General features: G+C 64.5%; 21 protein-coding genes. 15 read left to right on the plus strand and 6 right to left on the minus strand.

Annotation, left to right across the window (positions count from 1 at the left end; translation table 11 throughout):
* Window positions 1-4: 4 nt before the first annotated feature.
* Genes S58_RS11270 through S58_RS11285 form a run of 5 tightly spaced genes read left to right on the plus strand, consistent with a single transcriptional unit; the run spans window position 5 to window position 1,547 of the window.
* Window positions 5-313, plus strand: a complete 309-nt coding sequence (locus S58_RS11270) for a 2Fe-2S iron-sulfur cluster-binding protein (protein ID WP_015665426.1) — start codon at window positions 5-7, stop codon at window positions 311-313.
* A 13-nt stretch (window positions 314-326) separates the two neighbouring features.
* On the plus strand, window positions 327-539 hold the full coding sequence (locus S58_RS11275) for a hypothetical protein (protein ID WP_015665427.1): 213 nt from the start codon (window positions 327-329) through the stop codon (window positions 537-539).
* 38 nt (window positions 540-577) lie between these two features.
* Window positions 578-892 carry a DUF6156 family protein gene (locus S58_RS11280; protein ID WP_015665428.1) on the plus strand — a complete coding sequence of 105 codons (315 nt, stop codon included), beginning with the start codon at window positions 578-580 and terminating at the stop codon, window positions 890-892.
* A 12-nt stretch (window positions 893-904) separates the two neighbouring features.
* On the plus strand, window positions 905-1,072 hold the full coding sequence (locus S58_RS38390; protein ID WP_015665429.1) for a hypothetical protein: 168 nt from the start codon (window positions 905-907) through the stop codon (window positions 1,070-1,072).
* A 16-nt stretch (window positions 1,073-1,088) separates the two neighbouring features.
* The gene (locus S58_RS11285; protein WP_042339226.1) at window positions 1,089-1,547 is read left to right on the plus strand and encodes a group II truncated hemoglobin; all 459 of its coding nucleotides are present in this window, start codon (window positions 1,089-1,091) and stop codon (window positions 1,545-1,547) included.
* A 162-nt stretch (window positions 1,548-1,709) separates the two neighbouring features.
* Here S58_RS11285 and S58_RS11290 read toward each other — a convergent pair whose 3' ends face one another.
* The 4 genes from S58_RS11290 to S58_RS11305 form a co-directional block, all read right to left on the minus strand.
* Window positions 1,710-1,952: a hypothetical protein gene (locus S58_RS11290; protein ID WP_042340697.1), complete on the minus strand. Its 243-nt coding sequence runs from the start codon at window positions 1,950-1,952 to the stop codon at window positions 1,710-1,712.
* Window positions 1,953-1,995: 43 nt separating this feature from the next.
* Window positions 1,996-2,754, minus strand: a complete 759-nt coding sequence (locus S58_RS11295; RefSeq protein ID WP_015665432.1) for a dienelactone hydrolase family protein — start codon at window positions 2,752-2,754, stop codon at window positions 1,996-1,998.
* Between the two features lie 37 nt (window positions 2,755-2,791).
* Window positions 2,792-3,157, minus strand: a complete 366-nt coding sequence (locus S58_RS11300; RefSeq protein ID WP_015665433.1) for an iron-sulfur cluster assembly protein — start codon at window positions 3,155-3,157, stop codon at window positions 2,792-2,794.
* Between the two features lie 92 nt (window positions 3,158-3,249).
* Window positions 3,250-3,735 carry a tetratricopeptide repeat protein gene (locus S58_RS11305; RefSeq protein ID WP_015665434.1) on the minus strand — a complete coding sequence of 162 codons (486 nt, stop codon included), beginning with the start codon at window positions 3,733-3,735 and terminating at the stop codon, window positions 3,250-3,252.
* 278 nt (window positions 3,736-4,013) lie between these two features.
* On the opposite strand from S58_RS11305, the gene S58_RS11310 reads away from it, so the two are divergent.
* From S58_RS11310 to S58_RS11320, 3 genes are read left to right on the plus strand one after another with little or no spacing between them, the layout of a single operon-like run.
* Window positions 4,014-4,247, plus strand: a complete 234-nt coding sequence (locus S58_RS11310; protein ID WP_015665435.1) for a BolA/IbaG family iron-sulfur metabolism protein — start codon at window positions 4,014-4,016, stop codon at window positions 4,245-4,247.
* A 51-nt stretch (window positions 4,248-4,298) separates the two neighbouring features.
* Window positions 4,299-4,628 carry a Grx4 family monothiol glutaredoxin gene (gene grxD / locus S58_RS11315; protein WP_015665436.1) on the plus strand — a complete coding sequence of 110 codons (330 nt, stop codon included), beginning with the start codon at window positions 4,299-4,301 and terminating at the stop codon, window positions 4,626-4,628.
* A complete protein-coding gene (locus S58_RS11320; RefSeq protein WP_015665437.1) occupies window positions 4,625-4,987 on the plus strand; it encodes a (2Fe-2S) ferredoxin domain-containing protein in 363 nt (120 codons plus the stop codon). Before grxD ends, S58_RS11320 begins: the two co-directional genes overlap by 4 nt.
* 19 nt (window positions 4,988-5,006) lie before the next feature.
* Here the strand turns inward: S58_RS11320 and S58_RS11325 are convergent, their stop codons facing one another.
* Both S58_RS11325 and S58_RS11330 read right to left on the minus strand, forming a co-directional pair.
* A complete protein-coding gene (locus tag S58_RS11325) occupies window positions 5,007-5,426 on the minus strand; it encodes an ArsC/Spx/MgsR family protein (protein ID WP_015665438.1) in 420 nt (139 codons plus the stop codon).
* 1 nt (window position 5,427) lies between these two features.
* Window positions 5,428-5,859 carry a response regulator transcription factor gene (locus S58_RS11330; protein ID WP_015665439.1) on the minus strand — a complete coding sequence of 144 codons (432 nt, stop codon included), beginning with the start codon at window positions 5,857-5,859 and terminating at the stop codon, window positions 5,428-5,430.
* 408 nt (window positions 5,860-6,267) lie between these two features.
* On the opposite strand from S58_RS11330, the gene nifH reads away from it, so the two are divergent.
* The 7 genes from nifH to S58_RS11365 all read left to right on the plus strand — a co-directional run bounded on the left by nifH (window position 6,268) and on the right by S58_RS11365 (window position 12,168).
* Window positions 6,268-7,155 carry a nitrogenase iron protein gene (nifH, locus tag S58_RS11335; protein ID WP_015665397.1) on the plus strand — a complete coding sequence of 296 codons (888 nt, stop codon included), beginning with the start codon at window positions 6,268-6,270 and terminating at the stop codon, window positions 7,153-7,155.
* Window positions 7,156-7,240: 85 nt separating this feature from the next.
* A complete protein-coding gene (locus S58_RS11340; RefSeq protein WP_015665440.1) occupies window positions 7,241-7,972 on the plus strand; it encodes a nitrogen fixation protein NifQ in 732 nt (243 codons plus the stop codon).
* An 18-nt stretch (window positions 7,973-7,990) separates the two neighbouring features.
* Window positions 7,991-8,485, plus strand: a complete 495-nt coding sequence (gene irrA / locus S58_RS11345) for an iron response transcriptional regulator IrrA (protein ID WP_042340698.1) — start codon at window positions 7,991-7,993, stop codon at window positions 8,483-8,485.
* A gap of 309 nt (window positions 8,486-8,794) precedes the next feature.
* A complete protein-coding gene (gene nifV / locus S58_RS11350; RefSeq protein WP_042339231.1) occupies window positions 8,795-9,934 on the plus strand; it encodes a homocitrate synthase in 1,140 nt (379 codons plus the stop codon).
* Between the two features lie 2 nt (window positions 9,935-9,936).
* On the plus strand, window positions 9,937-10,728 hold the full coding sequence (gene cysE, locus S58_RS11355) for a serine O-acetyltransferase (RefSeq protein ID WP_015665443.1): 792 nt from the start codon (window positions 9,937-9,939) through the stop codon (window positions 10,726-10,728).
* Entirely contained in the window at window positions 10,725-11,063 is a 339-nt protein-coding gene (gene nifW / locus S58_RS11360) for a nitrogenase stabilizing/protective protein NifW (protein WP_015665444.1), read from the plus strand. The genes cysE and nifW overlap by 4 nt, the downstream gene beginning before the upstream one ends.
* Before the next feature lie 259 nt (window positions 11,064-11,322).
* Window positions 11,323-12,168, plus strand: coding sequence for an electron transfer flavoprotein subunit beta/FixA family protein (locus S58_RS11365; protein WP_015665445.1), 846 nt, complete (start codon window positions 11,323-11,325; stop codon window positions 12,166-12,168).
* The last annotated feature ends 57 nt before the right edge of the window (window positions 12,169-12,225 follow it).

The raw sequence follows: 12,225 nt of genomic DNA on the forward strand, positions 1-12,225 counted from the left end.
CCAAGTGGCGACATTGACGGTAATGCCATCAGGCAAGACGATCGAGGTGGGGGAGGGCACGACGATTCTGGCGGCGCTGCTCGGCGCCGAGGTCGAGATCCCGCACAAGTGCGAGGGCCAGGCGAAGTGCGGCTCGTGCCACATCTTCCTGCAGGAAGGTCGCAAGGGTGTCTCGAAGGTCTCCAAGCTCGAGAACGAGAAGCTCGACAGCATCGTCGGCGTCGGCTCGAAATCCCGGCTCGCATGCCAGGCAACCATTCTGGGCACCGAGAACGTCAAGATCGAACTGCTCGGCTTTGGCTCAGGTCTGTAACAGGAGGGATCACATGGACAGCATTACGCTTCACGTCCGGTTTGCGTCGGATGGAACGGTCGCCGAAATCAGCGAGCGGCCGGTCGGGCTGACGCCGCAGCAGTGGTTCGACAAGTTGAGCGAGGCGATCGGCATGAAGGCCTATCAGACCTTCGCCGGCGGTCGCGGCGTGTTCAAGGTCGCGCGCGACCAGATCGAGGCGCTGAAGACCGCGGCCGTGGCGTGACAGCTGCACGGCGGACCCATGCTTGAAGCGGCGGCGTGATGACGGATACAAAGCGGGATTGCCGGTTCTTTGTCTCGTATACCGGCGTCAAGCTGCCGCTGCGGCTGGTCACGGCGATCACGCCGGAGCAGCTGTCGAACCGCAACACGTTCATCCGCGGCTATTTCGATGCCGCGGGTGCGCTGACCGGGTTCGAAAAGATCGTCTATGGCGAGATCGAGCTCACGCACAGCTACAGCTACCATGCCAATGGCGTGCTGAGCCGCGCCGAGATCGTGATGCTCGACGAGGAGCCGGTGACGCTGAATTTCGACGAGAACGGCGCGCCTGCGGCCGCGCAAGATGCTGCGTGAGCGGGAGGGGCCGTGACTGTCGCCAAGCTGATCGAGGCTCTTGCCAGCATGCCGAAGGACGCTATCGTGCTGATGGACAGCGGCGCCGGATTGTCGCGTGTCGATGCGCTGGAGCTCGTGGACGAGCAGGGGCCCGGCGCGCCGGCTGAGGTCATCCTGCAGCCAAGCTTGGACGAGTAGAGACAGGAACGGCCGAATGACGGATGCTGGGACGTCAGAGACTGGAACTTCGAAAGCGGCACCGGTGGTCACGCCCTATGAGCGGATCGGTGGCGCGGTCGTGGTCGATCGTCTCGTTGAAGCCTTCTACCACCGGATGGACACGCTACCCGAGGCGAAACAGATCCGCGACATGCACGGCACCAATCTTGGGCCGATCAAGCACATCCTGAAGCGGTATTTTTCGGAATGGCTCGGCGGCCCAAAACTGTATTCGCCGGAGAAGGGCCATCCCCGGCTGCGCCAGCGCCATATGGGCTTTGCTATCGGCAATGCCGAGCGCGACGCCTGGCTGCTGTGCATGCGCGGCGCGCTCGAGGAGACGGTCAGCGATATCCAAGCGCGGCAGGATGTCGACGCCGCCATGACCAAGCTCGCCGACTGGATGCGCAACCAGGCCGGCAATCCGCACGACGCCCGCGCGGGACGGCCGTGAGCTGATGCTCGTAGTTGGTAGGGTGGGCAAAGCGAAGCGTGCCCACCGTAACGCTGCCACCCGACGAGACTGTTCGAACGGTGGGCACGGCGCACTTCGGGCGGTGTGTTTCACGACCGCCGGTGGCGCCTTTGCCCACCCTACGGATCAACGGCTGCGTAGCTAATACAGCGGCACGCCGAAGAAGTTCTCGTCGTCGCCGCCCCAGGCGCGATGCAGCGCCAGGGCGTTCTGCCATTGCGCCATCTCGGCATCGCTGGCGCTGCGGTGGGTGACCTTGCCGTCCGGCTTCTCGGCCAGCAGATAGGGCTTGCCGTTGCGAATGAAGCGGTTGAGATCCCTGGTGTCGTTGGGGCGCACGACGCAGCGCGGAGTCTCGTCGATCAGGATGGTGGTCGGCAGCATCGTTGCGCTCTCCATCGCTCCATGGGTTATTGCTCGGTGGCCATCAGTCAGCCGGTGGTCCCATGTCGTCGTCGGCCTTCTTCTTCTTTTTCTTGTCGGTCTTGGCGAGTGCGTAGGCGCCGGCATTCTTCAGCGTGATCGGGGGCTGGCCGACGACATATTGCGAGATCCACGCCATGGTTCGCTCATGCGCCAGCGCGGCGGCGGCCTCGTCGTACGTCTCACCCTCGCCATCGAACGCGTGGGAGGCGCCGGGATAGGAGAAGGCGCTGACTTCGGGATGATAGGCGCGGAACATGCTGACGTCCGTGAAGGGGACGACGGCGTCGGCCTCGCCGAAATGCAGCAGCGTCGGCACTTTGCGCTTGGCGCCGGCCGCATCGACCACGCCGGTCGCGTAGTAGCTCACGGCGCAGGCCAAGCCCGACACGCGGTTGGCCGCGTTGTAGGCCAGACCGCCGCCGCCGCCGAAGCCGACCAATGCGACCTTGCCGCAATCCTTGACGCTATCGACCGTCGACTGAATCTCGGCCAGCAGAGCCGCCGCTGGATCCTGCGCGGCCGCGGCGGGCTCGCTGTCAGTTTCGGTCGCGGTCGTCACCGGGGGCGATAACTCGGGCGCGATCACAACGTAGCCGCTGGCTGCGAATGTGCCGGCGAGTTTTCGCACCTTGCCCGCGGCGTTGGCGCAGTCCGGCAGCACGACGATGGCGCCCTTCGGCGTCTCGGCGGGATCGGCGCGAAACGCCTGGAATGTGTGTCCGTCGCTGGCGGTCAGCCTGACCGTGCTCTCCGTGGGCATGCGATGCTCCTGCTTCTTTCGGCGCGGTAGCCGCGCGTTACAACAAACCCAGCTCCAACGCGGTCTCTTCGGACATGCGCGACTTGTCCCACGGCGGCTCGAACACGAGCGTGACTGTGACCGAGACGACGCCGTCGACGGACTGAACCGCTTCCTCGACCATCCGGACGATCTCGCTCGCGACCGGGCAGCCTGGCGCCGTCAAGGTCATGTCGATCTCGATCGCGCCGCCACCCTGGTGAGCGATCCGATAGATCAATCCGAGATCGTAGACATTGACCGGAATCTCGGGGTCATAGACCGTCCGCAAGGCGGCGATCACACTCTCGGCGGCATCCTGGGAGCCGGTCGACAGGGCGGTCTGCGCCGTGGGAGGAGGGGGCGCGGCGTGCATGGTGGTCATGCGTTGGTTCCTCTCTGGATTCTGGTTCGCTCCGGGCGATGGTCGTTCGGCTTCGTGTCCGTATTGCGCGTTGCTTCAAGCATGATGGTGTCTCACTCCGAGCCGATCCCCTCGGCGAGCGCGGCGACGACCGGCCATCCGACGGCGCCGGTCGGGTCGAGCCGGCGCAACGCGCCGAGCATGTTGGCCGCGCTGGTGGAATCGTTGTTGCGCAGGTGAATGAAGGCGAGGGCTTTCAGCGTGTAGAGCGCGAAGCGGCCGGCGCCATCGGGCAGCGGATCGTGCGGCACCCAGCGCCGCCAATCCGCAGGCCAGCCGGCCTGGCGCGCAGCCTCCGCGAGACCGAGCTCGGCGACCGCCTTCGCCTCGTCGAGATGGCCCTGATAGGTGTGAATCTTATAGAGACAGAAGTAGGTCGGCAGCTGCTGTGGCGCGGCGGCCAGCGCCTGTCGAAACAGCCGGTCGGCCCGGACGTGGTCGCGGCGGTACGCCGCCACGCCCTGCTGCAGCAACGCATCGATCTCTTCAGGCAGGTCGCCGAAGTTGATCGTGTCGGGTTCACTGACGAGTTCGAGCATTGCATTGACCTCGATCAAAGCTTTGCAAGACGCGGACCGTTCTTACGCAGGCGCAGCAGGCGCGGGCGTCGGTACGAAGCGCGCGGAAAACGCGGCGGATGTTGCATTTTCAACGCTCGATCTTTGCTGCGCTGTCAGCGATGTCGCAAAGACGACGCGCCTCGTGACGGCTTCGGTGCAGCACGGGCGTCGAACGACGATGAGCCGGCGAATACGACCTGCAAAGGATTGGTTCGGAGCTTGCATGACGCCCTGCCAATCCAGCGGGAGACACGGCGATGGCGATGGCAGCAACTGATATCGAGCGTCTGATCAAGGACGCGTTCCCGGATGCAATCGTCGTGATCGAGGATCTGGCCGGCGACGGCGACCATTATTCGGCGCGCGTCACCTCACAGGCTTTCGCGGGAAAGAGCCGGGTGCAGCAGCATCAGATGGTCTATTCGGCCCTGAAGGGCCAGATGGGCGGCGTTCTGCATGCGCTCGCGCTCGAGACATCATTGCCGAAATGATCGGCGCTGCCGAACTGATCGGTCGCATCCAGGGATGAAAGGATTACGTCAATGTCGACATCCGAACGCATTCAGAAGCTGATCGACAGCAATGATATCGTTCTCTTCATGAAGGGCGTGCCGGCGGCACCGCAATGCGGCTTCTCGTCCGCGGTGGCACAGATCCTGGCAAAGCTCGACGTGCCCTTTGAAGGCGTCAACGTGCTGGCCGATCCCTTCATCCGCGAGGGAATCAAGGAATTCTCCAACTGGCCGACCATTCCCCAGCTGTATGTGAAGGGCGAGTTCGTCGGCGGCTGCGATATCGTGCGCGAGATGTTCCAGGCCGGTGAGCTCGCGACCCTGCTGGCCGACAAGGGCATCAAGGCGCCGGCGTCATGAGCGATTCTGAAGTCGCCGAGGCCGATGACGAGTTCGAGGTTCCGCAGCTCTACAAATATCACGCCTTCGTCTGTCTGACGCAGCGGCCACCGGGACATCCGCGCGGCAGCTGCGGCGCGCTCGGCGTGCAGCCGCTGTGGGACCGGCTCACCAAGACCATCGAATCGCAGCGGCTGACGGATATCGGCGTCACCGCCGCCGGGTGCTTCGGCTTCTGCAGTGCAGGCCCGATGATGGTGGTCTATCCCGATGGCATCTGGTATCGGCCGACCAAGCCTGAGGACATCGACGAGATCGTCGAGTCCCACTTCAAGCAGGGCAAGCGCGTCGATCGCCTCGTGATGGTCCTGAAGCGCTGAACGTGTGGACCGGAGCCGCTCAGCGCGGCTCCGGACATGGTGTAGACGGTTCGGGTCGCGTGCAGCCCTGGACATCGTCCAGGTCATCGTCACGCTGAAGCAGCGACAGCACCGGCTGGCGGTCGAAGCCGGCGCAGCACTGGCCATCGGCTTCGATGAGCGGGCGGCGGATCAGCAGTGGGTCCTCGAGCATCAGATCGATCGCTGCGACGGCGCCGATCGTCTCCGGCTCGATCTCGCCGGATTTGACGCGCGGCGAGGCTGGGTTGAACCAGGCCCAGACCGGCGTCTCGGCAAAAAACGCACGCAGCCGCTCGCCGGTCCAGGGCTCGGTCAGAAGATTCCGGGCGACCACCTCATGGCCGGCGCGCGCCAGCATCAGCTTCTGGCGCGCATTGGTGCCGCAACCCGGCTTCTCGTAGAACACGATCGTCGTCACGTCAGATGCCACCGAGCTGGACCAGCGTCGCGCCGCCGGCGCGGCCGAGAATGGTGTCGACCTTCTTGCGCACCGTTTCGATCGTGAGCGGCTTGACCACGGCGCCGTGTGCACCGGCCTTGAGCCCTTCGATCGCGATTGCCTCGTCGGACTTCGCGGTGACGATCAGGATCCGAACGCCCTTGAATTTGGCAGCGATCTCCCGGATGAGCTCGGGACCGCGTTGCTTCAGAAATGAGACGCCGAGCAGCACCACGTTCGGCGCTAGCCAGTCGACGCCCTTCTCATAAGCCTCCTCCGGTGTCGCCAGCTCATGTGTCTCGATTTCATCGTGTAACATGAACTGCAGGGCCGCACGCGTGATCTCGTCGTCATCGATCACGAACACGCGCCGCTGGTCCACCGCTTTCGCCGTTTCAACGCCGATCTGCATTGCATCCTCCTCAAGTCTCTGCCGCAAGGCTGCACAGGAGGACTAGCAAATCTCGTTCCGCACCTTGCGCGGCTGCAGAGCGGCTCCGTTGTGTCGTTTCGGACAGCGCGGCGCGTCATCGGATCTTGCGAGGCATTCCGATGTCGGGTTTGCAACACGCCGCGATCGGCTGCGGATTGCTCCTCATCGCCTTCAAAACATGGCCATTTTCGTTGTTCGCAAGCTCTGGCACAGCGGTTGCAAAACTGTTTGCCAGGCAATGGTTGAGGGCTGAGTGCACGCCGACGCTTCGGACGAGCGATGCTCTCCTTCCCAACAACCCGTCTGCCGGTTCGGACACATGAGAGGACGCAGTCACGCCTCGCGAGAAGCGGGCGCGACTTAGGCAATCGGTTGATGGAGAGCAGAATGTCATCCCTGCGACAAATCGCATTCTACGGCAAAGGCGGCATCGGCAAGTCGACGACGTCGCAAAACACCCTGGCGGCGCTGGCCGAGATGGGTCATCGGATCCTGATCGTCGGTTGCGACCCCAAGGCGGATTCGACCCGCCTGATCCTGCACGCCAAGGCGCAGGACACGATTCTCAGCCTGGCCGCTGCCGCCGGCAGCGTCGAGGACCTCGAGATCGAGGAGGTCATGAAGGTGGGCTATCGCGACATCCGTTGCGTCGAGTCCGGCGGTCCGGAGCCGGGCGTCGGCTGCGCCGGCCGCGGCGTCATCACCTCGATCAACTTCCTGGAAGAGAACGGCGCCTATGAGGACATCGACTACGTGTCCTACGACGTGCTCGGCGACGTGGTCTGCGGCGGCTTCGCGATGCCGATCCGCGAGAACAAGGCGCAGGAGATCTACATCGTGATGTCCGGCGAGATGATGGCGATGTATGCCGCCAACAACATCTCCAAGGGCATTCTGAAATATGCGAACTCCGGCGGCGTGCGCCTGGGCGGCCTGGTCTGCAACGAGCGCCAGACCGACAAGGAGCTGGAGCTGGCGGATGCGCTCGCCAAGAAGCTCGGCACCAAGCTGATCTACTTCGTGCCGCGCGACAACATCGTGCAGCACGCCGAGCTGCGCCGCATGACCGTGCTGGAATATGCGCCGGACTCGGTGCAGGCCGGCCACTACCGTTCGCTGGCGGAGAAGATCCACAACAACGCCGGCAAGGGCATCATCCCGACCCCGATCACGATGGACGAGCTCGAAGACATGCTGATGGAGCACGGCATCATGAAGGCCGTCGACGAGAGCCAAATCGGAAAGACTGCCGCCGATCTCGCCGCAACGGCTTAAGCAGTCTTGGTACCGGCCTTCCTCCCGTCGGAGGGCCGGTACCTCATTGCATGTCCCATCGGCAGATACAGCAGGGGATCGCGACATGGCCATCGCAACTGGATCAACATCCGTTGGTGGAAGCCTGCAACCGCTGCCGGGCAGCACAGCCTTCCTGGACGACGACAGGCGGCGTCACGGGCGCGAGATCTACCGCCTGTTGACGGGCACCGATCCCGCCGAAGCGCTGATCGACAGCGACGCCAGTTTCGACCGCCACGTGATCGCATCGATCCTCGCGGTCTCCGCGATGGAACACGGCGCGCTGGCGGAGCGCGTTGGGCTTTCGACCGTCGAACTGATTGCCTTGCTGGCGCGGCTGTTTCCCGCAGCATCGATCGATTCCTCCTGGCTGCCGGTCACCGGCGCCGCGGCGGCGCCCGATGACGATGAGGTCGCGATGGTGCGCGACCTGCTCGCGGCACAGCGCTCCACAGCGGGCGACGTCGGTCGGTGGCTCACGGCCATGGTGGCGCGCCGCGCCATGGAGCCGAACCATCTGTGGGAGGACCTCGGTCTGCGCGAGCGCTCCGAGCTGTCGCGGCTGCTGCTGCGCCACTTCGCACCGCTGGCCAGCCGCAATACCAGGAACATGCGCTGGAAGCGCTTCTTCTACCGCATGCTGTGCGAGGACGATGGCTTCGTGATGTGCACGACGCCGATCTGCACCCAGTGCAACGACTTCCAGCTCTGCTTCGGCGAGGAGAGCGGCGAGAGCCGGATGGCCGAGCGCCGCCGCGAGGTCGCGCTCCAGGAGGCGGCAAGCGCCGCAATGTGAGTTTCGAGGACTGCGATGATGTTGATGGAAAGCCAGCTCCGATCGCCGTGCACCGTTGATGGTGAGCTGTGCTCCGTCGCGGAAAGCTGCGAAGCGGGCGAGATCCTGATGCGCCGCTGCGAGGACGCGCTGCGCCGGGCTGGCCTGCGCCCGACGCAGCAGCGTCAGCAGCTGAGCCGCATTCTGTTCGGCAATGGCGACTGTCACATCACCGCCGATGCGCTCTATGCCGCGGCCGTCGCGACCGGAATGAAGATCTCGCAGGCGACGATCTACAACACGCTCAATCAGTTCGTTGAGCTCGGATTGCTGCGGCAGATCGGGGTCGATGGCTCCAGATCGTTCTTCGACACCAACACGACCGTGCATCCGCATTTCTTCTACGAGGACGAGGGCGTGCTCGTCGACGTGCCCGGCCATGTCGCATTCGACCAACTGCCCGAGCCGCTGCCGGGCTACGGCATGGAGCGGATCGACGTCATCATCCACCTGCGCCGCAAGCGCGACGCCTGACGGCGTCGGCCGGCTTGCCGCATCGCGGCTGTGCGCAGGGCCCGCCGCCTCCTGCGTTGGATTCCCGACCCTGTTACGAATCCGACAATTCCCTCGTAGGAAAAATCATCATCTTCTCAATGGATTGGAGTGATTTCCGGCCGTGGCATGGCCGTTGCTCAGTGACTTTAAGGCCGCGACGGAGTGTCTCGTTCCAGCGGTCGACACAGGTTGCGACGGAGCAAGTGAATGCCTGACGTCCCCGGACAGCGCGGGCCGCACACCGCCCAGGATGCCGGCTCTGCCGCGAGCCGGATATTTGGGAGCCCGATGCCGCGGGTGATCCTGAACGATACGACCTTGCGTGACGGTGAGCAGGCCCCAGGGGTGGCCTTCGCCCTCGGCGAGAAGCTCGCGATCGCGCGCGCCTTGGCGCGTGCCGGCGTGCCGGAGATTGAGGCCGGAACGCCGGCGATGGGGGCGGATGAAATCGCCGCGATCCGCGCGATCGTCGAAGTCGGTCTGCCGGCGACCATCATCGGCTGGTGCCGCATGCGCGAGGCTGACGTCGACGCGGCGATCGCCGCCGGTGTGTCGATGGTGAATGTGTCGATTCCGACATCCGACATCCAGATAGCGGCCAAGCTCGGCGGCGGCCGCAGCGCTGCGTTGGAGTTGCTCAAGCGTGTGGTGGGCTATGCACGGGAGCGCGGGCTGGCCGTTGCCGTCGGCGGCGAGGATTCGTCACGTGCTGATGTCGGGTTTCTGGCGGAGGTGATCGCGACGGCGAAGTCGCTCGGCGCGCGCCGCTTCCGCGTGGCGGATACGTTGAGCGTGCTCGATCCCGATGCGACCTCCGCGCTAGTTGGCGCTCTGCGGGCGACGACGGACCTCGAGATCGAGTTTCATGGCCATGATGATCTCGGGCTCGCCACGGCCAACACGCTCGCCGCGATCAAGGCCGGCGCGACCCACGCGTCGGTCACCGTGATCGGCCTCGGCGAGCGCGCCGGCAACGCGCCGCTCGAGGAGGTCGCAGTCGCCTTGCGGCAGCTCTATCGGCGCGACACGGGCATTGTGCTCGCTGAGCTGGATCATGTCGCGAACGTCGTGGCGGCGGCGGCCGCGCGCGCCATTCCGCTCAACAAGGCGATCGTCGGCGAGCACGTCTTCACGCATGAATCGGGCATTCACGTCGACGGTCTGCTGAAGGATCAGCGGACCTATCAGGCGCTCGATCCCGTGCTGTTCGGCCGCGCCAACCGCATCGTGATCGGCAAGCATTCCGGGTTGTCGGCGATCACCTCGCTGCTGTCAGATCTGCGCCTGCCTGTGAGTGCCGACCAGGCCCAGCGGATCCTCGCTCGCGTGCGCAAGCATGCGGTCGCCCATAAGGGGCCCGTACCGAAAGAGGCGGTTGCCGCGATCTGGCGCGAGGTCTGTGATCACCCGCTTGCGAGCTTTGCCTGATCATGAGCGATATCGTCGATACGCCGATTGCCAAGCCCATCGCGGCCGCCGCGAGCCCGCCCTCGCTGCTCCGCCTGATCCGCGAGGACATCGGCTGCGTCCGCTCGCGCGATCCGGCGGCGCGCAGCGAGGTCGAGACGCTGCTGACCTATCCCGGCATCCACGCACTGATCTGGCACCGCCTGGCACACCGGCTGTGGGCGCGCGGCTGGCGTTTTCCGGCGCGGCTGCTGTCTTGGCTAGGGCGCTTCTTGTCGAATGTCGACATCCATCCGGGCGCGGAGATCGGGCGCCGTTTCTTCATCGATCACGGCGCCTGCGTCGTGATCGGTGAGACCGCGGAGGTCGGCGACGACGTCACGCTCTATCACGGCGTCACCCTGGGCGGCACGTCATGGTCGCCGGGCAAGCGGCACCCGACGTTGGAAGACGGGGTCGTCGTCGGCGCTGGCGCCAAGATCCTCGGACCGATCACGATCGGGCCTCGCACCCGCGTCGGCGCCAACTCCGTCGTCATCCAGAGCACGCCGCCTGACGTCACGGTGGTCGGCATCCCCGCCAAAGTGGTGCGGCCCGAGTTCACGCATCGGCGCACCGTCGGGCGCATCGATCTGGATCACCATCTGATGCCTGATCCGGTCGGCGAGGCACTCTCAGTGATGCTGGACCGCATCGATTTCCTCGAAGCGCAGCTGGCTCACATCAGGCAGAAGGTGCGCCAGGGGCCGCCACTGCCGGCGCCGACCAGTGCCTGCGAGGTTGATCCGATTCTGACCCAAGGAGCCAAGCAATGACTGCGGCAACACCGAACGTTCTCGAGGAACTGAAACAGACCTCTGCAGCCGAAGAGTTCTTCAAGCTGTTGGGGGTCGAGTACGATCCCAAGGTTCTCAACGTCTGCCGGCTGCATATTCTCCGGCGAATGGGCCAGTATCTCGTCAGCGAGGACTTCTCGGATGTTTCCAACGAAGATGTCGCAACCCGTTGCAAATCATTCTTGGAGCAGGCCTATCAGGACTTCGTCGTCTCGACGCCGCTCGATCAGCGCGTGTTCAAGGTGCTCAAGGAAGCGGTGGCACCCCCGAAGCCGGCTCCCAAACCGTTCGTGTCGTTGACGACCCTCAAGTAGCGGACGAACTGACGATCACGCCCCCAAGTGCCGCCAGCTACAACTGGCGGCACTTCTGCTTTCAAGCGAGCTTCGTGCTTTCAAGCTCCTGTCGCATTCCCGACGCGTGTTGCTTGCGACGTGTCGGACTCTGCGGCAATCCTGAGCAGCAAATCAGGATGCTTTGCCAAGTCGCTGAAACAGCGACAGGATTCGTTCCGATCCAAACTGGTACGACAATTGCTGTCCTCATCGCAGGCCCACACACCGGAGTGATCGCATGCATATCGTCGTCTGCATCAAGCAGGTTCCGGACTCTGCGCAGATCCGCGTTCATCCCGTCACCAACACCATCATGCGCCAGGGTGTGCCGACCATCATCAACCCCTACGATCTGTTCGCGCTCGAAGCCGCGCTGCAGCTCCGCGACAAGCTGGGTGGCGAAGTGACCGTGCTGACGATGGGGCCGCCGTCAGCCGAGGACTCCCTGCGCAGGGCGCTGACCTACGGCGCCGATCGCGCCGTGCTGCTCACCGACCGCTTCTTTGCCGGCGCTGACACGCTGGCCACGACCTACGCGCTTGCGACTGCCATTCGCAAGATCAGCGAAACCTTCGGCGCGCCGGACATCGTGTTCACCGGAAAGCAGACGATCGACGGCGACACGGCGCAGGTTGGTCCTGGGGTCGCCAAGCGGCTCGGTCTGTTGCAGCTGACCTATGTGGCGAAGATCAGCGAGGTCGATCCGGTCGCGCGCACGATCGAAGCCGAGCGTCGCTCCGAAGGTGGTGTTCAGGTGCTCAAGACCAGGCTGCCGTGCCTGGTCACGATGCTGGAAGCGACCAACGAGATCCGCCGCGGCGCGATGGCCGACGCGCTGCGTGCCGCGCGCGCGAAGATCGTGACCTGGAGCGCCAAGGATGCCGGCGTCGAGGATCTCTCGAAATGCGGCCTGAAGGGCTCGCCGACAATCGTGAAGCGCGTGTTCGCGCCGTCTGCGCGCGCGGAGAAAGCGACGTTTGTCGATTTCTCGACGCGCGCGCCGGCCGAAGCACTGATCGAGGAACTGTTCAAGCGCCAGCCGAAGCTCGAAGCCGAGCTCATCACATCGGCGCACGGCTTCTGACTTCGCCATCTGACATCGCTTTTCAGACATCGGGCTTCTGACGGATCAACGGGACGA

It is taken from the genome of Bradyrhizobium oligotrophicum S58 (assembly GCF_000344805.1).
In the GTDB taxonomy this organism is placed as follows: domain Bacteria; phylum Pseudomonadota; class Alphaproteobacteria; order Rhizobiales; family Xanthobacteraceae; genus Bradyrhizobium; species Bradyrhizobium oligotrophicum.